Annotated in this window: 21 protein-coding genes; all 21 read right to left on the bottom strand. The window is 71.5% G+C overall.

Annotated elements, in window-relative coordinates; translation table 11 throughout:
- Nucleotides 1-8: 8 nt before the first annotated feature.
- Nucleotides 9-734 (bottom strand): peptidoglycan-binding protein, encoded by a 726-nt coding sequence (locus CFP65_RS40200; protein WP_217368165.1) that lies wholly within the window; start codon nt 732-734, stop codon nt 9-11.
- A complete protein-coding gene (locus tag CFP65_RS16725; RefSeq protein ID WP_104816858.1) occupies nt 731-1,252 on the bottom strand; it encodes a hypothetical protein in 522 nt (173 codons plus the stop codon). Before CFP65_RS16725 ends, CFP65_RS40200 begins: the two co-directional genes overlap by 4 nt.
- A gap of 95 nt (nt 1,253-1,347) precedes the next feature.
- Nucleotides 1,348-1,629, bottom strand: a complete 282-nt coding sequence (locus CFP65_RS16720; protein ID WP_104816857.1) for a hypothetical protein — start codon at nt 1,627-1,629, stop codon at nt 1,348-1,350.
- Entirely contained in the window at nt 1,622-2,158 is a 537-nt protein-coding gene (locus tag CFP65_RS16715) for a hypothetical protein (protein ID WP_104816856.1), read from the bottom strand. The genes CFP65_RS16720 and CFP65_RS16715 overlap by 8 nt, the downstream gene beginning before the upstream one ends.
- Nucleotides 2,159-2,172: 14 nt before the next feature.
- A complete protein-coding gene (locus CFP65_RS16710) occupies nt 2,173-5,616 on the bottom strand; it encodes a hypothetical protein (RefSeq protein WP_104816855.1) in 3,444 nt (1,147 codons plus the stop codon).
- 19 nt (nt 5,617-5,635) lie between these two features.
- Complete coding sequence (locus CFP65_RS16705) at nt 5,636-8,227, bottom strand: phage tail tape measure protein (RefSeq protein WP_104816854.1); 2,592 nt, start codon at nt 8,225-8,227, stop codon at nt 5,636-5,638.
- A gap of 24 nt (nt 8,228-8,251) precedes the next feature.
- Nucleotides 8,252-8,749 carry a hypothetical protein gene (locus CFP65_RS16700; RefSeq protein WP_104816853.1) on the bottom strand — a complete coding sequence of 166 codons (498 nt, stop codon included), beginning with the start codon at nt 8,747-8,749 and terminating at the stop codon, nt 8,252-8,254.
- Nucleotides 8,742-8,900: a hypothetical protein gene (locus CFP65_RS39765; protein ID WP_168219606.1), complete on the bottom strand. Its 159-nt coding sequence runs from the start codon at nt 8,898-8,900 to the stop codon at nt 8,742-8,744. Before CFP65_RS39765 ends, CFP65_RS16700 begins: the two co-directional genes overlap by 8 nt.
- Nucleotides 8,901-8,941: 41 nt before the next feature.
- Nucleotides 8,942-9,397 carry a hypothetical protein gene (locus CFP65_RS16695; protein ID WP_104816852.1) on the bottom strand — a complete coding sequence of 152 codons (456 nt, stop codon included), beginning with the start codon at nt 9,395-9,397 and terminating at the stop codon, nt 8,942-8,944.
- Nucleotides 9,398-9,407: 10 nt separating this feature from the next.
- On the bottom strand, nt 9,408-10,355 hold the full coding sequence (locus tag CFP65_RS16690) for a phage tail tube protein (RefSeq protein ID WP_254552423.1): 948 nt from the start codon (nt 10,353-10,355) through the stop codon (nt 9,408-9,410).
- A 19-nt stretch (nt 10,356-10,374) separates the two neighbouring features.
- Nucleotides 10,375-10,596 carry a hypothetical protein gene (locus CFP65_RS16685; RefSeq protein WP_104816850.1) on the bottom strand — a complete coding sequence of 74 codons (222 nt, stop codon included), beginning with the start codon at nt 10,594-10,596 and terminating at the stop codon, nt 10,375-10,377.
- 10 nt (nt 10,597-10,606) lie between these two features.
- The gene (locus CFP65_RS16680) at nt 10,607-11,089 is read right to left on the bottom strand and encodes a hypothetical protein (RefSeq protein WP_104816849.1); all 483 of its coding nucleotides are present in this window, start codon (nt 11,087-11,089) and stop codon (nt 10,607-10,609) included.
- On the bottom strand, nt 11,089-11,973 hold the full coding sequence (locus tag CFP65_RS16675; protein WP_104816848.1) for a hypothetical protein: 885 nt from the start codon (nt 11,971-11,973) through the stop codon (nt 11,089-11,091). The genes CFP65_RS16680 and CFP65_RS16675 overlap by 1 nt, the downstream gene beginning before the upstream one ends.
- A gap of 15 nt (nt 11,974-11,988) precedes the next feature.
- On the bottom strand, nt 11,989-12,516 hold the full coding sequence (locus tag CFP65_RS16670; RefSeq protein WP_104816847.1) for a hypothetical protein: 528 nt from the start codon (nt 12,514-12,516) through the stop codon (nt 11,989-11,991).
- Between the two features lie 5 nt (nt 12,517-12,521).
- Entirely contained in the window at nt 12,522-12,857 is a 336-nt protein-coding gene (locus tag CFP65_RS16665) for a hypothetical protein (protein WP_104816846.1), read from the bottom strand.
- Nucleotides 12,858-12,932: 75 nt separating this feature from the next.
- Nucleotides 12,933-14,291, bottom strand: coding sequence for a phage major capsid protein (locus CFP65_RS16660; protein WP_104816845.1), 1,359 nt, complete (start codon nt 14,289-14,291; stop codon nt 12,933-12,935).
- 116 nt (nt 14,292-14,407) lie between these two features.
- Nucleotides 14,408-15,097: an HK97 family phage prohead protease gene (locus CFP65_RS16655; protein ID WP_104816844.1), complete on the bottom strand. Its 690-nt coding sequence runs from the start codon at nt 15,095-15,097 to the stop codon at nt 14,408-14,410.
- Nucleotides 15,097-16,224, bottom strand: coding sequence for a phage portal protein (locus tag CFP65_RS16650; RefSeq protein ID WP_254552422.1), 1,128 nt, complete (start codon nt 16,222-16,224; stop codon nt 15,097-15,099). Before CFP65_RS16650 ends, CFP65_RS16655 begins: the two co-directional genes overlap by 1 nt.
- A gap of 146 nt (nt 16,225-16,370) precedes the next feature.
- Nucleotides 16,371-16,526 carry a hypothetical protein gene (locus CFP65_RS39760; RefSeq protein WP_168219605.1) on the bottom strand — a complete coding sequence of 52 codons (156 nt, stop codon included), beginning with the start codon at nt 16,524-16,526 and terminating at the stop codon, nt 16,371-16,373.
- A 19-nt stretch (nt 16,527-16,545) separates the two neighbouring features.
- Nucleotides 16,546-18,117 (bottom strand): terminase TerL endonuclease subunit, encoded by a 1,572-nt coding sequence (locus tag CFP65_RS16645; RefSeq protein WP_104816842.1) that lies wholly within the window; start codon nt 18,115-18,117, stop codon nt 16,546-16,548.
- Nucleotides 18,086-18,577, bottom strand: coding sequence for a P27 family phage terminase small subunit (locus CFP65_RS16640; RefSeq protein WP_104816841.1), 492 nt, complete (start codon nt 18,575-18,577; stop codon nt 18,086-18,088). The genes CFP65_RS16645 and CFP65_RS16640 overlap by 32 nt, the downstream gene beginning before the upstream one ends.
- Nucleotides 18,578-18,703 lie beyond the last annotated feature (126 nt).

Below are 18,703 nucleotides of genomic sequence, written 5' to 3'. Positions count from 1 at the left end.
CTTTCGGGTCAGGTGATGGGGGAGGTCCATGCGGCGGCCCAGGTGATCGGGCCGACCTCGGCGTCGGGGGTCAGCCCCTTCTCGGTCTGGAAGGCGCGGGCTACGGCGGCGCTCGCGGGGCCGTACCAGCCGTCGACCGAGAGGTTCCAGCCGCGGTTGCGCATCTGCTGCTGCCAGGTGCGCACGTCGTCGCCGTGGATCATGGGGCTGGTGTTGACCAGGACGCGGCCGGGCCAGGCCGGGGCCGCCGGTGCGGCCGGTGCGGCCGGGGCGGGCGAGGCGTCGGTGTAGGCGGGACGGCCGTATCCGACGATCACGCCGGCGGTGCGCACCCGGCGGGCCACGGAGTCGGCGGTGTTGGCCTCGACGGTGTAGACGTAGCCGCCCGAGGTGCCGGTGACGAGCCCGACGTGGTCGATACCGGCGATCTCGTCGCCGCCCGCCCAGTCGAAGAACACCACGTCACCGCGGGTGATGCCGTCGGTGCCGGGGTGCCACTGGCCGGCCTGGTCGAAGCGGGCGGCGTGGGCGACGGTGTACGCGTAGTCGGTGCCGAAGCACACGGCGTCGTACTCGCCGCTGGCGCGGGCCCAGTAGGTCACGCCCTCGTCGCACCAGGGGGCGGCGGCGAACTCGGCGCCGTCGCGGGACGCGTAGTCGGTGGTGATGTAGTTCGGGCGGCCGGTCAGGCCGAGGGTGCGCTCGGCGGCGGCGACCATGGTGTCGAGGCTCATGCGGGGTTCCCCTCGGGGGTCGGGGCGCCGTAGACGCCGGCGGAGTTGGGGGCGCCGAACTGGGCGGCGAGCAGCTGCTGCTCGTCGGGCTCGGTGGGGCCGTTGTGGGTCTCGGTGAGGGCGGCGGCCTGGGCCGCCTGGTCGAGGTGGGGGTCGACGGGTCGGTCGGGCATGGCGGATCCCTTCGGGGTGGTGGGGTCGGTGGGTGCCTGCGCCGGCGGCTGGTCGGCGGGCGCAGCCACCAGGGCGCGCAGCAGCGCGAGTTCGGCGAGTACGGCGTCGTGGGTCTCGGCGGCGCGCTGTTCCGCGGCGCGGCCGAGCACGTTCTGACCGACCATCAGCAGCGGCAGTGCGATCAGCTGCACGCAGTTGGACCAATACAGGAGGGCGGTCTGTGCGCCGGGCAGGGCGAGGGGGAGCAGGCTGTAGAGGGCGAGCAGGTAGGCGGCGGGCATGCTGCCGAACGCGCGGGTGACGGCGGCGGCGAGCTTGTCGTCGAGGGCGGTCAGCCGGCTCATGCGGTCGGGTAGTGGCTGGTCAAGGGGTCTCCGGGCATGGGAAAGCCCCCGGGCCGGAGTGGCACGGGGGCGGGGCGGTGCGGGGTGCGGTGCGGTCACCAGCCCGGCGGCAGGGCGACCGGCGCGGCGACGGCGAACGCCGGCTCGGGGTCGAGCGGCTCGACCGTGCAGCCGCAGCCGGGCAGGTGCGCCGGGTCGGGCGCGGTGCAGTCGGCGGCGTGGACGTGCGCGGCCAGGTCGCGGGTGATGCCGTGGGTTGCGCAGGCCAGCACGGTGACCGTGTGGGTCGGGTCGTCGGCGGAGCGGCGCCGCCACTGGACCACCGGCGGGAGTGAGCAACTGGCGCAGGTGGGTGTGAAGTTGAGTTCGTCAGGCATGGGAGTACCTCAGCCAGAGACCGGTGCGCATGTCGGGGTCGATGGCGGTACCGAGGCTGCCGCCGCTGGACTGCCAGCCGCACACCTCGACGTAGTCGCCCGGGTTGAGGAACACGTCCTTGGTGGGGGTGACGACCCCCAACTCGGCGCCCATGGACGGCAGATAAGCCCCGAGGCCGGGCACGGGCGCGCCGTTGACCTGGATCCGGACGGCCCGGAACCCGGTGGAGTTGCCGTTGGGGGTGTAGACGCCGCAGACGGTGTACCAGCCGCCCACCCCGCTCTGACAGACGTAGCGGCTGGTGTTGGTGGTGGTGGAGTGGCCGCCGTACGGGTCGGTCGGGGCCTGGTCGAGGCCGAGCGGGGTCCACACTTGGTTGCCCAGGCTCTGGGTGACGCCCTGGTAGCCGACGAAGTTCGGCGGCTTTTGCAGGAAAGTCAGCTGGTCGCGGATGCCGTTGCCGATGCTCGCGGTGAACGTGTCGGCGACGCTCCAGCTGTAGGGGGTGGTGACCGGGAGGCCGGTCAAGGGCGGTCCTCCTCTCAGTAGGCGGCCCGGGGTCCGCCGGTGGCGGTGAGGGTGGCGGCCGGGTCGAGGCTCGCCGGGTAGGCGGCCGTGCCGGGCAGCGTTACGCCGGCGGGCAGGGGCTGGCAGACGGCTTCGCCCGCGACGTGGCTGCGGGCCAGCGGCGCGGTCAGGGTGACGGCGACGCTGGTGTAGCCAGGGGTGGTGGTGGCCACGCCGCCCGGGGCGACGGTCACCGTCTCGGCCCCGGCGGTGCCGTACCCGACGGTCAGCACGGTGCCGCCCGGCAGCACGGAGGCGGCCGAGTTGGCGGCCGAGCCGGTGAGCGCGGCCAGCGTGACGGTGGACGCGCCGGCCGTGGCCGGGGCGGCGAGGGTGGTGTGCAGCGCGGCGGCGATCAGCCACCCCGAGTACGGGGCGGCGGCGGACTGCTGCAACGAGAGCTGCAGCTGCCCCTGGTCGTCGCCCTTCCACTCCAACTGCTCGACGTAGGTGTCGAGTTGGATCGCGTTCGGCGAGGCGTTGGGCCGCCGGTTAAGCCTGGCCCGGGTGCCGAAGCTAAGGCCCAGCAGCGCCGGCCACAGCCCGGGGTTGCTGCTGGGGTCGACCGTCACGCGGGACACGCGCGGCTGCGGCTCGGCGTACTGCCCGGCCAGGTACTGGGCGGCGTACAGCGGCTCGCCCTGGTCCTGCACGTTGATCGTGCGGGCCAGGCTCGACGGGAAGTACTCCCCGGCGGAGACGCTGTTCGAGGCGAAGGTGTCCGGCGGCTGCTCGGCCCCGGCGCCCACCTGGTTGGTGACCTGCACCGTGTTGTAGACGTGATCCGGGTCGAGGTCGACCGACACGTCGCCCAGGTACGGCACTTCCCCGGGGCCGTCGCCGAAGACGACCGCGGGGGTGGCTTGCAGGTAGCGCCACCGGCGGCCGGCCAGCGTGACGACGCCGGACGGGTCCGCGTACACCTGCCCGGCCTCGGAATCGGCGACCACCTGCAACGCGGCGCCCGCGTTCTGCCCGGCCAGGTTCGCCGGGCCCATCACCTCGACCCCGTCGAGGGAGGCGAGCTGACCGGGGTACCCGGCCATGGTGAGGATCCGCTGCGCGCGCTGGGTCGAGGTGTCGCCCGACCAGCCGAGCGAGAACCCGACTCCGATGTCGAATGCCCTGTCGTTGTTGATCTCGTACGGGATCTCGACCGCGTATGCCAGGTCGCCGGAGTACAGCAGGTACGAGGCGGAACCGATGACCAGGCCGCCGATCGACTCGGTGGTGCAGCCGGTCGGATGGAAATCGCCCGTGGTGCTGTCCTGGTAGCCGAAGTTGTCGCACGCGACGGTGAACGTCTTGCCGTCGCTGCTGAGTTGGACGATCCCGATGTGCCATGCCCCGTTGGGACAGAACACGTCGGACACCCCGAACGAGCTGGTCGCGCTGCCGTCGGCGTTGGACAGGGCGGCGTTGAAGTGGCCCGAGCTGTCGATGAACAGCTCGATGTACGCCTTCGAGCCGGTGCCGCCGGCCGCACCGGGGGCGAAGCTCGTCCACAGTGCCATCCGGTTGGACGGCGTGACCGTGGTGCGGAAGCAGATGATCCTCGTCCACCCGCCGGTGGCGGGCGGCCCGAACGGTCCGCTCGGCGGCGGGCCGATGTACATCCCGGCTTGGCTGACGATCTGCCCGGGGTTGGGGTTGGTGATGGTGACCACCGGGCCGGCGTTGCCGACCGATCCGGCGCCCTGCACCGTGGTTCCGCTGGTGATGGTGGCGCTTCCCGCGCCGGAGGGTGCAGCCAGCGGCAGCCGCGCGGTGCGGCGGCCGGTCGCGTCGGCGAACTGGGTTGCGCCGGCCGGCTCGTTGAAGGCGTACATCATGCTGGGGCCGAGCGCGGCGAGGGTCTGCTGCAAGCTCGGTTGCAGGGTCAGGCGGGCGATTCCGGCGAGCGCGTCGACACACCCGACCTCGACGGTGCCGTAGGCCACTCCCTTGGGCCACCGCTGGCGCCACCGCTCGACGTAGCCGCCCCACAGCGCGAAGGTGCCGCCCGGGTCGGTCCACGGGCTGACGGTGGCGGACTGCTCGAACTGCCAGCCGGTCAGGTAGACGGTGCCCGCGACGGTGGTCACGGTGGTGGCCGGGGAGATCAGGGAGACCCGGGCCCAGACGGCGCCGGCCGGGGCGGCGGCGGTCACCGTGATCCGGGTCCAGCCCGGGGCGGTGGGCAGCGTCACCGGGGCACTGTCGCTCGGTGTGATACGGGTGCCGTCCTGCCGGTACCAGCTGATTCGCCCGCTCAGTTGCAGCCCCGCCGGGCCCCCGGTGGCGATCGAGGCGTAGACGCTGAACGTCCACTGCTGGCCGGGTGCCTGGCCGGGCTGGCCGAGGACGGGCACGGCGTCCTGGTCGCAGGAGGTGAACGCGGCCGTGGTCGCGCCGAGGCCGCAGGAGACCGAGCCCGAGAAGACCGGGTAGGACCAGGCGACGGCCCGGGTGTGCCCGGTGGGCGCGGGGGCGGCCGTGGCGACGGTGCGGCTGCCGCCGGTCAGCTGGGTGTCGGCGGTCGAGGTGCCGTTCGCCAGCCCCTGCGGTAGCCAGTTGCGCGACGGCGGCCACGTGGCGGCGAGCCGGGCCCGGCGGAACGGCCGGATCATCCCGTAGTACGGGCCGGCCGGGTTGGTCGGGTCGAGCGCGCCGTCGGTGGTGTCGAGGGTAACCGTCGCCGTCCCGGACTGCACGGCGTCGAGTTCGTACTGCCGCCCGGCCTGGGTGGCGGTCCAGCTGTCGCGCAGTCGGGCGGTGAGGTCGGTCCAGTACGGGGTGCCGGACTGGGTGCCGCCGACGTTGAACGCCACGCCGAAGCTGATCCGCGGCCACGCCGGCAGCGTCCCGGCGGCGCCGAGCGGGGTGTTCAGGTGTTCAAGGTAGGCGGCGCCGCCGAGCGTGCCGTCGAACGTCCCGGCGATGTAGAAGAACGAGACGGCGGTCACGGGCCAGGTGTGGGCGAGCGTGGCCAGCGTCGACCAGGCGGCGCCGTCCGGCCCCGCCTCGAACACGAAGGAACCGCCGGTCTCCCGGATGCGCCACCAGGCGTGCGCGGTCGGGTCGTAGGCGGGCAGGTTGACCGCGCTCGCCGTCCCGGCGTTGTAGACGAACGCCTGAAACGACACCCCGGGCCTGACCACCAGGTACGCCGAGTTGTTGCCGTCGAGCTGGACCTTGAACAGGGTCTGCACGCCGGCGCCCCCCGCCCCGGCCGGGGCGGGGGTCACCTTGGCGTAGACGGCCTGCCCGGTGCCGTCCCACGGGCCCGAGCCGAGCGCCGGGTAGGCGGCCGAGACGGTCACGTAGGCGCGGCCCGGGGCGTCGATCCCAACGGCCCCGGCGGACGACTGGTTCCACACCGCCGAGTTGAGCGCGGTCCCGGCGAACTGGTCGACCAGGGCGCCGAGTTGCGCGGTCACCGTGGGCACCTCCTTCTGGTCAGTGGGCGGCCCGCACGTAGACGAGACCGGCCCGGGGGTTCCTTCGGTCGTTGCGCAGGGCGTGCGGCTGCACCGCACGGAACAGCTCGGCGCCGTCGAGTTGGACGATCGTCGTCACCTCGACCGCCGACGCACTTCCGCCGTAACCGCCAGCAGCAGCAGTGGAGTTGGCGCCTGCGAGGGACAGGTTCGGGGTGACGGTCTGCGCCGAGAGGCCGGCGGACAGCCGGGCGACGGCACCGGCGGCAACGTGGGCGTGTTCGGCGACACCGGCCGCGATCCCGTGCGGGATCCACTGGCCGACCTCGTCGGCCATCACGCGACTGGGGCTGTTGATGCCAAGGAACGACTTCGCCGACTTCAGCGCATCGTTCGCCAGCCCCTTGATCTTGTCCGTCACCCAGTGGGCGGCGCCCGAGATCCCACGCACGATCCCCTGGACGATGTTCGAGCCGAAGTCCTCGAACTCGTGGACGTAGTGCATGACTTCGTCCTTGGCTCGGCCGAACGCCCCGGAGATCGCCGAGCCGATGCGGCCCGCTGTGTCGGTGACGGAGTGCCAGGCGTCGAGCAGCGGGTCGATCACAGCCGAGCGGATTTTCCGCCAGACCAGCAGCGCCACGGCGTGGATGAGCGCCCACTTGGCGGCCAGCCAGTCAACGGCCCCGGTCCAGAGCCCGGAAAGCCACGACCAGAGTTCGAGCGTGGGCGTGATCACGACCTGCTTAAAAATCCGCCAGCCGGCCGAGGCCAGCGAACAGATTTCCTGCCAGGTTTTCACAAAAAAGCCGGACACGGCGCCCCAGACTGCCAGCGCAGTGCCGATGATCTGTTTGTGCCAGTGATTCCAGATAGCCAGCAAAAGCGCGATCGGCGGGGCAAAGATCACCAGCAGAAGCGGCCACCATTTGCGAAAAAAAGCGGTCACCCGGCCGAAGATCGCCGTCGTGGTGTTTTCGATCCACCGCCAGGCTGCGACCGCCGGATCGGCGACAAAATGCCAGGCCGCCGAGAAAAAAGAGGCGATCCCGTGCCAGGCTGCCGACACTCCGCCCGTGATCATCCGCCAGAGGCGAAACGTTTCTGCGGCCAAAAAAACAAAGGCACCGACCACCAGGGCGGCGACCACCTGCGCGACTTTCTTGATCCCGGCCCAGACGCTCGACCAGTGGACGGCCAGCCACGCTATCGCCGCGCCGAGCGCCGCGACCGCGAGCACGATCCACGTCAGCGGGTTGGCGAGCAGGGCCGCCGTGAACGCCCACGCGGCCGTGGCCGCCATGTAGAGCCCGACCGCCAGTACGCCGGCGAGCGCGCCGCCGACCATGATCGCTGCGTCGTGGTGCTTCTGGAACCACTGGACCGTGGCCATCACTCCGCCGAGCACGGCGGACACCGCCGGCATGAGCTTCTGCCCGATCTTGATCCCGAGCGCCTCCGCCTCTGCCTTGGCCTCGGCCAACCTCTGGTTGAATGTTTTCTGTACGTCCGCCCAGCCCTCGATCGAATTTCCACCGGCCTTGACGTGCTCGGCAATTCCGGCCGTATTTGCCTTGAAATCCGCGAGGTGGCTGCCCGTCAATTCGAGGGCGGCCTGCATCGACTTGGTTCCGCCCACCATATTGGCGAGCGCGCCGATATAGGTCTGCTGCGCGGGTGGAAGCTGCGCGAGCACCTTCTGAAAGTCGGTGCTGTTCTTCGCCGCCTTTTGCAGGTGCTCGACGAGGACCGTTCCGGCGGGCCCCATTTTGGACTTGATGGCGTCCGTGAGCATTTCCAGCGTGGACGCCAGGCCCTTTTTCCCGAGGTTCTGGGAAACGTCGATCGCCTTGAGGCCGAGCGACTGCATTTCCTGCGCAGCCTTGCCGCTCGGGTTGGACAGGGCGCCGATCGTCTGGCGCAGGTAGGTCGCCGCGACGGCGGCCGGGGTGCCCTGCGCCGTCATGGTGGCCATGGCGCCGAGGACTTCTTGCAGCCCGACGTGCGCGGCCGAGGCCGCCGGCAGCACGTTGGCCATGCTGGCCGCCAGGGCTTCCAAGTTGGTCTTGCCCTCGGCTTCGGTGGCGATCAAGCTGTTCGTGACCGCCGCCGAGTCGCTCGCGCCCAGCTTGTAAGCATTCAACGCGGTGGTGACCGCGTCGGTGACGGTGCTCAAGTCCGCCGCACCGACCTTGGCGCCCATCGCCGCGTTGCGCAGCACCGTCAACGCGTCGGCCCCGTGGAACGAGGCCGACTCGACGGTGTAGAGACCGCTGGTGAGTTGCTCGGTGCTCTGGCCGACCTGGCCGGCCATCTGCAACACGCCGTTGGAGACGAGCTGCATGTTCCCGGCCGCCTCACCGGCGCCGGTACGAACCCGGGTGAGGGCGGTCTCGTAGTCGGCCGCCATGTGGACGGCGTGGACGGCGGCGCCGGCCGCCGCCGCGCCGATTCCGGCGAGCGCGGCCGTGCCGACGGCGCCGAGTCCGGCGAGGTTGCCGCCGCCCTCGGCCTTGACCTCGGCAAGCTCGGCCTTGACCGCTGCGGCGGTGGCCGAGAGGCCGGTCGCCTTGCCGAGAAATTCGATGAACACCGGTGGGAGGGAGCCCATTTGGGTTCACCTCCCGACCGCTGTCTAGCTGCTGTCGGGGCCGTGCACGGCGTCGCGCCAGAGGTCTTCCCAGATCTTCGGAAGCTTCTTCTCTGCCGCCTCGGCGCCGGTCTTGAAGTACGGGAACCGGGCTTCCACGTGCTTCTTGTAGAGGTTCTGCGGGCCGCCGGCGCCGCCGGACATCACGGCGGCGGACAGGGCGTCGCCCTTGCGGCGGGGCTGCTTCGAGGACCGGATCGAGGCGAGCAGCGCGCCCGACAGCTTGCCAGGGCCGCCCGCGCGAGTGATCCGCCCCTGCGTCCGGTCGACGGTGACGTTCGCGCCGGTGCGGGCCGAGGCGCCCCGGTGGCCCCACCGGGGCCGGCCGCGCATCCGGCCCTTGATCGCGGTCCGGGTCACCCGCTGACTGGCCTTGAGTGCCTTGATCGTGGCGGCGTCTACTCGGCGTTCCATCCGGGTCAGGGCTTCGCCGATCTCGCGGACGCCGCTCACCCGGCTGCCGAGGCTGTCCTCGTCACCCATCGCTGCCCCCGTCCTGCTGCACGTTGTGCCGGGCCTGGGCGACCGCGTCGTCGACCGCGAGCAGCCAGTCGAGGCGCTCGGCCGGGAGGTCTTCCCAGGTGTGGGGCGGGCCGACGAGTTGGCACAGCCGCCAGTCGCGGTACTGCTCCATGGGCAGTTGGTCGGCGGTGTAGGTGAACTTCCCCTCTATCGCTACGCGGAGGCGGTAGAGGGCGCGGTAGGGCTTGCCTCGTCGAGGGTCGGGCGCAGGTCGAGGCCGGTGTCGAGGGCGCCGTCGGCGCACAGTGCCCGCAGCTCGTCGTAGACGGCGCCGGGCAGGTCCTGCAACGCCTCGGTGGTCACCGGGGCGTCGAAGCTCCAGCCCATGACCCGGCCGACGACCGACAGGTCGTTGAGCTGATCCATGGCGTCGAACGCCTCGGTACCCATCTGCTGGGCCATGGCGAGCGCCTCGTTCTCGTCGATGTCCTCGACCGAACGCGGGGCGCCGCCGGCCGAGGCGTCCTTGATCACCGAGGCGAACGCGGGGTTGGCGGCGAGGCTCAGCTGCAAGCGCCGGGCCGGGCGCCGCAGCCGCTCGGGAACCTCCGACGGCTCCCGCAGATCGACCCAACTCCCGGCCTGTGATGTGAGGTTGACGCGCTTCACTGTGTCTCTCCTACTTGTAGGTGCCGCTCGGCAGCGCGTTGGTCAGCGTCGCCTTGATCGGGGAGTAGCCGCCGGACGCGCCGGCGTCTGCGGCGTTGGCGATTGCCTTGTAGCTGATGGGGAGTTCCCAGTAGTCCTTGGACGGGCTCGGGGTGGCCTCGGGGTAGTAGATCTGGCTGCACCGCAGGGCCAGGCCGTTGGCGGTGGCGCCGGCGCCCTGGGAGAACGACACGTCGAGGCTCTGCACCGTGGACGCCTGGTAGACGGCGCGCTGCGTCGAGTCCTCCATGATCGTGGTCAGCTTGCCCTCGACGCCGATGTCGCCGCCCCACACCGACACCGGGTTCTGGGTGCCGTTGGCCGCGCGGATCACGTCAAGCTTGCGCTTGATGCTCAACTCGCCTTCGAGTACGCCGATTTGGACACCGGCGAGCTTGGTGATCACAGGCCAGTTGGCGAACGGCTTGAGGGCGCCCTGCGCCGGAGCGGGCGGCGAGGCGAGCGTGACGAACGCCCACCCGTCCCCCTTGGCGCTCCACTCCACCAATCCGTCCGCGTTCCACTTGATCGTGATCTCGTTCCAGCGGATGCCCGGGTACTGCCAGGCGCCGAGGTTGGGGTCGACGATCGTCCATGTCTTGCTGACGCCCTGGGTGTCGCCGGTGCACAGCACCGAGAAGACGTGCGCGAACGGCGCGGCGGCGCCCGTGGTGACCACGTCGCCGAGCAGACCGGCGAGCACGTGCCCGAAGGAGTCGGCGAAGAGGTCGCCGCCCAGGTCGAGCGTGGATCCCTTCTGTCCCTGCACGATGCCGAAGGTCTCGACCGGGGCGCCCCGGATGCCCTTGTCCTCGGAGACGTTGACGATGTCCTTGGGGGTGCAGGTCTTCCACGGCACCCACATGGTCGGCGGGGCCGGGGTGCCCGGCGTGGCCGGGGCCTCGGTCGCAACTCCCAACGCTGCCAGGTGAGTTGGCTTAGGCACTGGCGGTCACCTCCTCGGGCTCGGCCGCCGGGTCGGCGGTGGCGGTCGTGGTGGTGGCGGCCCGTGCGCGGGTGGCCGGCGGGGACGGGGCGGGGGTCCATGCGCCGTCGCCGGGGTCGGCGGCCAGCTCGTAGGTCTGGCCCGGGGTCGGGGTGATGCCGAGCGTGGGGTAGTACCGGCCGTCGTCGGGGCCGGTGTAGAGGAAGGCAGGCAAGGGAGGCGTCCTAGATGGTCTTGAGGCAGTCGACCGTGAGGTCGATCTCGACGTGCCGGCCGCTGTGCGCCTCGTCCCATCCGGTCGAGTGCGCGGCGGTGGCGGGGCGGGCGCGGTCGACCGCGCCGCCGAGGGAGGGGTCGGAGCGCACGACGGCGACGACCAGGTCGGCGAGCGTCCGAGCGCGGGCGAAGGTGGCGTCGGGGTTGTCGCCGCCCCGGTACACGTCGACCGTGATGTGCAGCTGGTAGTCCTCGCGCAGCCACCCGGCGCCGCCGGATCCGACGCCGGACTCGGGGGCGTAGGTCTGGTGGGTGTCGCCCAGGCTCACGATGTCGTCGGGCTGGTAGGGGCCGGGGCCGCCGTCGCACACCAGCAGCTCGCTCGACGGCGAGGCGGGGTCTGGTGTGAGGACGGCTTGCAGGCGGGCGAGGATCCACGCGCGGGCGGCCGTGATCGAGCTTGCCGGGATGGCGCCGAGCGGGGTCGTCATCAGGCGATCCCGGGCGGGCGGCGGTAGGGGCCCCAGAGTTCGAGGACCCGGTCGGGCATGGCGAACCCGATCGGCACGTGCGTGTCGCCGCCGTCCGCGGCGCCGCCCCATCGGGGCCGGCCGCCCTGCTGGGACAGCTGCCACAGGTGGCGGATCAGCTCAAGCGCGCCGAGCCTGACGGTGTAGGGGACCTGCCCGGCCCGTCCGGCGGTGTAGACCACCTTGATGTTCTTCGTGCCGACGGCCCAGAGCGCGGCCTGCCCGCCGAACGTGCGGCGGACCAGCGTGCCGGTGGCGTAGTCGGCGGTGAAGGCGAACGCGTTCGTCTGGCTGCCGAGGGGCTGCTCGGTAATGGGGAACGCCGCCTGCCCGTAGTACTCGGTGACCGACTGGATGCTCGCCAGGGGCAGCCAGTCGAGTTCGAGGGTGGGGCCGCCGCCGTCCAGCCACTGCACGTGCTGCTCGGGCAGGAACGGGCCGCAGACATCCCTCGCCAACTCCCCGGCCGCGAGGATGAACCCCTGTAGCTCGTCGTCCGAACTGGTCGTGTTCTGGGGGATGTTGAGGTGTGCGCGGACGCTGGCTATGTCGACGATCTGCTCGATCGACATCGGCCGCACCTGAAACTGGCCCTCGCTGGCGAACGCCACGCCCAGGTTGGTGGCGGTCCAGCGGTAGACCCAGACGCCCGGGTGGGCGACGGCGGGAACGATCGCGGTGTAGGTGCCGACGCCGGTCGAGACGGTCGGGGGCGTGGTCACGGTGCCGTCGGGGGCGGTGACGGTGAGGACGGTCGGCGACCCGTAGGCCGGGGTGCCGGTGTCGTCGAGGACGGTCACCGACAGGGCCACGTCCTGCCCGGTGAAGTAGATCAGCGGCGCCACGGCGGCTCACCTCCTCTACCGGTAGCGGCGGTTGCTCCGGTGGGCCTGGCCGCGCCGGTGCTGGTGGTGGGCGCCGCGGTGGTGGGCGGCGGCGTGCCGGCGGTGGTGGGCCGCCTGGTGGCGGGCCATGTGGCGGCGGCGCCGGTGGCGCTGGTGGGCGGCCTGTAGGCGGTGGTGGTGCAGGGTCCGGCGGTGGGCGGCAGTTCGGCGCTTGCGGTGCAGGTGGGCGGCGTGGCGGTGCTCGCGGCGCTGGTGGCGCCGGTGCTGCACGTGGGTGCGGTGCCGGTGGCGGCCGGCGTGCCGGACCCGGTGCGCGTGGCGCAGGTGCTTGCCCTTGGCGTGGTGCTTGAGGTGGTGGGCGCGCGGGCCGCGCGGGTGGTGGCGCCGGTGGTGGTGGGCGGCCTTGTGGTGGTGGCCGTGGGCGCCGGCGCGGCGGCGGTGGGTGCTGCCGACGTGGGAGCGGTGCCCGGTGTGCGGGCGGCGGGCCCGGTGTTGGGAGCGGACCCGGCGCAGGTGGTGGCGGAGCGGGTCCGAGCGGGCCACCGCGACTACGCCGCAGGCGGGGTGTCGGCCGGGCCGGTCGGCGGGGTGAAGCCGGTCGGGTTCTTCGTCGCCGCCTTGGTGGTCTTCGGGGCGAGTACCTCGTCGAGTCGGACACCGACGGCCTTGATGTCGGTCACGAGCTTGTTCTCGGCCTCGGTGCCGTCGGGCAGCTTGACGATCTTGTCCTCGACGACGCCGTGCAGGTCGGCGATGGCCCGGCGGGCGTGCGGGGCGATCTTCTCAAGCTCGGCCTTGATCTCGGCGGCGAGCTTGGTCGAGCCGGTGCGCAGCGCGCCCTCGAACTCGTCGAGCAGCCCCTTGGCGTAGTTGATCGGGTTCAACGGTGATGCACCTTCCGGGAGTTGGGTCGGGCCCGGCCGCCGGGGAGGCGGCCGGGCCCGGGGTGTGGGGATGGGTCAGAACGTCGGGTTCACGGCGCCGGTGCCGGTGATGAGCGCCGTCGCGGAGAGGTACCGGGCGCCCTGGAACGCGACGTAGTTGTAGAGCCGCACGAACAGGCTCAGGTTCTGGGCGTAGGTCTGCTGGAACGTTTCTGCGCGGATGTCGCCCTCCCACAGGTAGAAGTCCCGGAAGCGGCCGACGAGGATCGCGTCCTGGTTGTTGCCGGCGCCGAGGTTGGTGGGCATGTTGGCGTCCACGTAGACCGGCAGCGCGAGCATCGACCCGACGGGGCCCTCGGCGTCGAGGCTGTCGAGCGTGCCCATGTTGTTGATCGGGTGTCCGGCGTTGGGGACCACCAGCGGGCGGCCCTGGGCGTCGGACTGGGACACCGCCCACCACCAGCGCCGGGGGTGCATCACGATCGCGGTCGGGGTCTGGAACCGGGTCGAGGTGATCAGCTGAATGGCGTTGGCGACCTTGGAGTAGAGGCCGCCCGCGCCGCCGAGCGCCGGGGTGGCCTGGGTCCACGTGACCGGGATGGTGCCGGCCAGGTTGAGCAGGCCCATGGCGGTGCCGCCGGTGCCGGTCCCGCCGAGCACCTGTCCCGCGTCCAGCTTCTGCGCGTAGTCGTTCGCCAGGTCTTCGAGGATCAGGTCGTCGATGTTCAACGGGCTCTGCTCGACGAGCTGCATTGAGATCGTCTGACCGCCGGCCACCGTGTTGACCGAGGCCGCGATGCTGGTCGTGGTGATGTCGGTCTGCTGGACCCCCGTGTTCTGGGCCACCTGGGGCGCCACGACCGTACCGGTGACCATCTTGGGAATGGTCAGGCTGTCGGTGCCGGCCGGGATCTCGCCCTTGACGCACAGGTTGGCGGTCACCCGGCCAGGGCGCACGATGCGCACGAAGCTCTCTTCGAGCCAGACCGGCGGGACGAACTCGCCACCCTGACCGTTGGTGGTGGAGACGGCGCGGATCTCGGCGGCCATCCTGTCGTTGCGGCGCAGCCGGTCGGCCGCGCCCACGTCGCCCTTGCGGGTGGCGAGGAACAGGTCCTTGAAGTACGACGTGCCGCCGGCGCCGGAGCGGTACACCTGCGGCTCGACGACGCGCAGGTCGGCGGGGCTGCGGTGCTCGGCGGCGGCGGCGAACTTCCGGGCCGTCTCGGTGGCCTTGCGGTCGCGCTCGGCCTGCTCGGTCAGCTCGTCGATCCGCTCGTCGAGACCTCGGATCTCGGCCACCGTCGTGTTGAAGGTCTCGGCCTCGGCCTGGGTCAGGTCGCGGGCCTCGGCGGTAGGGGTGGCGAGCAGCGCGTCAAGGTCGGCCTTGATCTGGCCGCGCCGCTCGATGAGGGAAGTGATAAGCGCGGACAACTGGCGCTCCTCCTGGGTGAGTTGGTGGATCGCCTGGCCGCGCGTCGACCGCGCCGGCGCAGGCGGAAGCGCCCGGCGGCCGGGTGGCCGTCGGGACGGTCGATGGGGAGAGTGACTCAGAGGCCGAGGGCGGCAGCCTGGGCCTGCCACAGCCGCAGCCCGGCCGGTGCGGCCGGCGGCGCGGGGGCGAACTCGACCGCGAGGCGGTCGAACAGCTCGCGCCGCTGGTCGGCGGTCAGCCGCTGCACGAACTCGGCGTCGCGGGCGTTCATCTGCGCCGAAGTCGCAGGATTAGCACCGTAGTTGACGAGTGACACGTCGCCGCGGTTGAGGTCCACGTCGAGGATATCGCGCTGCGAGTAGTCCGGTGACCACTGCTGCGAGCGGACCCAGAAAGCAAAGCTCATCTCGTCGAGGTCACCCCTCGACATCGCCGAGCGCAGCGCCTGCACGTCCGGGTTGGCCGGGTCGAGGTCGGCGTCGGTGTGCAGGCCGGTCGAGTCCTCCGCCAGCCGCAGCGTGCCCGACTTGGTGCGGGCCAAAGTCATTCCGGAGTGGTTGAGCAGGAACGGCACGTCCGCATTGTCTGCCAGGGTGCGGGTGAACGCACCGGCCCGCACGACTTCGGTGAACTCGCCGAGCCAGTCCTGCATTTCGTACCCGGTCTCGGTGACGCACGCGTACCCCTCGAACCGGAGGGTTTCGCCGCCGGTCCCATTCGGCTTCGAGCGCAGCTCGACTCCGCGGAACGGCATCGACCGGCGCTCGATCGCGCACGGGGCGGTGTTGCGGGCGCTGAGATCCATCACGGCTCCATTCCTGACGCAGCGTCGGATTTCGCCGTAGCGGCGCCCGGGTCGGCGCCGTCGGCTTTCGGGGACGCCGAGGAATTCAGCGGCGCGTTGATGTCGGCACCCTTGCCGTCGGGCAGCGGGGGCAGGTTCTCGCGGGCCCGGATCTCGTCCTGCGTCATGATCCCGGCCGTCCTGGCCTGGGTGTACACGGCGAAACGCCCGGCGGTGTCGGTCCTGAGCAGCGCGTCGAGGTCGAACATCGCCACGTGCGGGCGGGGAAGCATCGCCGACCATGCGTCCTCGAACAGGCCCGTCCACGCTTCGAGGGTGTACCGCAGGAATCCGAGGCTCTGCTGCTCAATTCCCGTACCCCACGACGTAGTTCGGTCGACCTGGCCGAGCATGTGCGGAGGCACCCCGAACAACATGGCGATGTCCAAGTTCTGGGCGGCCCGGGTGCCGAGGAACTGGGCGTCCTCGGGGCTGACCGAGATGGGCTTGAACTGGGCGCCGCCGGACAGAACACCGATCGCGTGGGCGTTCTGTAGCCCGGCGTGCGAGGCGGTGAACGATTCCTTGAGGGCGCGGGCGCGTTCCTTGTCGAGGTCGCCCGGCACTTCGAGAATGCCGGACATGTGAGCGCCGTTGCCGAAGAACCGGCCCCCGAACTCTTCGGCGGCGAGGCCGAGGGAGATCGCGTTGCGGGCGTAGGCGATCAGGCTCATGCCGGTGGCGGCCTCGGGGTGGGACATGCCCATCAGGTGCACGATGTCCTCGGTGGGCACCGTCTTGCGGTTGACCTGGTAGACGCGCTGCCCGGATCCCTTCGGATCCCAGCCGCAGCGCACCCGGTCGGGGTGCAGCACCTGCAAGCGGGTCGGGCGGCCGAGCGCGTCGCGGGCCAGCACCAGGCAGTAGGCGTTGCCGCGGAGCAGCAGAGACACCATGAGCTGACCGAAGCCGACCCGGCGGGAAGGGTAGGCCACGTTGTTGGCGCCGCCGAATGGATCGCTGACGATGATCGGGCCCGGGTCGATGGTCTCGCGCAGCGGCCCGCGCATCCGGATCGCGTCGAACGGTAGCCCTGCGATCTTGGTCGAGAGGATCCGCACGCACGCGGCGACCGCGAGCAGGCTCATGGCGGTGTCCTCGGTGACCGGGACGCCGCTCGGCGTGAAGGCGGCCAACGAGCCGTTGGACGGGATGGCCCACGGGTCGCCGGCCGAGGACTGCGGGGCGTAGAAGCGCCGTTCGGGGCGGGTGCGGGCGGCGCGGCGGAGCAGGCTCACCGGTCGATCACCCACCCGGCCAGCAGCAGGGCGGCGCCGAGCACGACCAGCCCGGCGATCGGGCACCAGCACCAGGCGGCGGCGTCGAGGACGGCCAGGCCGGCCACGTCGAGCAGGTCGGAGAGCTGTTGGCGGGTCAGGCGGGGTCGCACGGTGCACCACCCCCTCGGCTCACAGGTCGGCCCAGCTCCAGAACTGCGGGGCGGGCTGGATTTCGGGGGTCTGGCAGGCGCGTTCCAGCGCCATGACGGCGGCGACCGCGAGGTCGATGCGCCGGGTGGAGTGGCGGTGCTCCTTGGCCAGCCTGCTGCCGCGGGCGTCGACCTTGATCGCGCAGTTGGCCAGGTGGCGGGCGAGCGCGGGGTGCCCGGAGTGGGTCAACTGGGCGTTGGTGGTGGCCTCGTAGAACCGTGCGGTGGCCGGCGCCATGCGAGAGGGCGACTGGGGGAACTCGACGATGGGCAGGCCCTCGTCTTCGAGTACCTGGTAGGTGCGGGCCCACCGGTAGGGGTCACAGACGATCTCCCGGACGGTCCACGTCCGGCACGCGGCCCGGATCGCGTCCTCTACTTCGAGGATCGGCACTCGCCACTCGCCGACCAGCGACTCGGGGCGCTCCCACGCGGCGACGACATCGACGTGCGGCAGTTCACCCTCGTCGGTCGGGCAGGAGACGACCACCAGCGCGGTGCTGTCGCCGTTGTACGACCCGTCGAACCCGAGGCAGACCTCGGTGCCGTCGGGCACCGGGCCGGGGCGCTCGCAGGCTTCCCAGGCACCGGCCGGCAGCCACCGCTCGGCGACCGTCGTCCACATCCCCAGGTGATAGCGCACCCACTCGTGACGGGCGATCTGGTAGAAGCGCGACGCCACGTCCGGCACACTCAGGAAGCGGTCGGCGGCCGGGTTGGCGTCGCGGATCGCCTGGTGCAGCCGGTCCTGAAAGCCGGGGCTGTCGGGGTCGGTGAGGTCGTAACGGTCTTCCGGGCAGCCCCAGATCACGCACAGGAACTCGGGGTCGTCGATCTCACCGCTGTTGACCTTGAGCCCGTACTCGTGGAGCTTGCCGGCGAAGCTGTCGAGGTCGGCCCCGGGGGTGGTCGTGTTGACGACCAGCGAACCGGCGCGCTTCGCCGCTCCGTTGGCGATCACCAGGTGCACGCGGCCCTTGTTGCCGGTCCATTCGTGGATCTCGTCGGCGAAGAACGCCGAGGGCCGTTGGCCGTCGTTCGTTCCGGCGACGGCCGCCACCTTGTAGGCCCGGCCGGGGCCGCCGGCGACCTGCACCTCGCCCTCGAAGGTGTGGAACAGCCTTGCCAGGGTGGGTGATTCGTCGATCGAGGTCCGCAGGTCGCCGAACAGGATCTCGGCCTGGTCGTAGGAGGCGGCTGCCACGGGGATGACGGCCGACCGCTGTGTCGCCAACAGGTAGGCGGCAACCCAACTGGCAATCGGGGTCTTGCCGTTGCCCTTGGGCACTTCGAGCAGGGCCCGGCGGTAGCGGCGGGTGCCGTCCGGGCGCAGCTCGAACAGCATGATCAGGAAGAGCTTTTGGAACAGCTCAAGCTTGACCGGCTGCCCGAACTTGTCGCCTTCCCCGTAGCGGCAGTGGCGCTCGATCCACCTGATGACCTTGGGGCCGTCGCTCGGCGCCGTGGTGAGCGGCGGGGCGGACAGCGGCACCGGGACGGAGTCCGGCCACGGCAGTACCTCATAGGCCGAGGAGTGAGCGCGGGTCGTCATCGGCGCTCACCCCCTCGGCGTCGATGTCGGCGGCCAGGTCTGCGAGGGAGGTCTGCGCCTCGGCGAGCTTCACCCCGAGCCGCAGCCGGGCCAGCGGGCCGATCCCGAGCTGCGCCTCGTCGGCCCGCACGCTGGCCTCGATCTTGTACGCGAGGTCGTACAGCGGGTTCGCCTTGGGCTGGCCGGTCGAGCCGATGGTGACCGGCTCGGCGTCGGCCAGTTCGAGGATCCGGTGATACCGGTCGAGGTTGCGGGCCCACCGCACGGCGAGCGAGGTGTCGGCCGGGCGGACCACGCCGGCGACCACGTCGCCCCAGTAGTCCGACCACGCCGCGACCGCCTCGGCGCCCAGCTCACTGGGGGCCGCCGGTACGTCGCCGGTCGGCGCGACCACGGCGCCCAGGTCGCGGGCGTTGCGGCGCTGCCTCTCCTCGGCCGGCTTGGGGAGTGGTCCGGGCATGCGACCACCACCCCCGGTCACTCACGGCGACCGGCTACGCGGTGCGGTCAGCCGGTCACCCGGGCCGAAAAAACGCCGGTGAACCCGTACGAAAAACTTTCGCCCACGGGGCCGGGTCCGGGGATG

The sequence above is a fragment of the Kitasatospora sp. MMS16-BH015 genome (assembly GCF_002943525.1).
GTDB lineage: Bacteria > Actinomycetota > Actinomycetes > Streptomycetales > Streptomycetaceae > Kitasatospora.
The sequence above is the reverse complement of the archived record's forward strand: the minus strand, read 5'-3'. Positions and strand labels throughout refer to the sequence as shown.

Excerpts from the sequence above, each read along its gene's own strand:
- CFP65_RS40200 (WP_217368165.1), bottom strand. The coding sequence starts at position 734 with ATGAGCCTCGACACCATGGTCGCCGCCGCCGAGCGCACCCTCGGCCTG.
- CFP65_RS16725 (WP_104816858.1), bottom strand. The coding sequence starts at position 1,252 with ATGAGCCGGCTGACCGCCCTCGACGACAAGCTCGCCGCCGCCGTCACC.
- CFP65_RS16720 (WP_104816857.1), bottom strand. The coding sequence starts at position 1,629 with ATGCCTGACGAACTCAACTTCACACCCACCTGCGCCAGTTGCTCACTC.
- CFP65_RS16705 (WP_104816854.1), bottom strand. The coding sequence starts at position 8,227 with ATGGGCTCCCTCCCACCGGTGTTCATCGAATTTCTCGGCAAGGCGACC.
- CFP65_RS16700 (WP_104816853.1), bottom strand. The coding sequence starts at position 8,749 with ATGGGTGACGAGGACAGCCTCGGCAGCCGGGTGAGCGGCGTCCGCGAG.
- CFP65_RS39765 (WP_168219606.1), bottom strand. The coding sequence starts at position 8,900 with ATGGAGCAGTACCGCGACTGGCGGCTGTGCCAACTCGTCGGCCCGCCC.
- CFP65_RS16680 (WP_104816849.1), bottom strand. The coding sequence starts at position 11,089 with ATGACGACCCCGCTCGGCGCCATCCCGGCAAGCTCGATCACGGCCGCC.
- CFP65_RS16655 (WP_104816844.1), bottom strand. The coding sequence starts at position 15,097 with ATGGATCTCAGCGCCCGCAACACCGCCCCGTGCGCGATCGAGCGCCGG.
- CFP65_RS16650 (WP_254552422.1), bottom strand. The coding sequence starts at position 16,224 with ATGAGCCTGCTCGCGGTCGCCGCGTGCGTGCGGATCCTCTCGACCAAG.
- CFP65_RS16645 (WP_104816842.1), bottom strand. The coding sequence starts at position 18,117 with ATGACGACCCGCGCTCACTCCTCGGCCTATGAGGTACTGCCGTGGCCG.
- CFP65_RS16640 (WP_104816841.1), bottom strand. The coding sequence starts at position 18,577 with ATGCCCGGACCACTCCCCAAGCCGGCCGAGGAGAGGCAGCGCCGCAAC.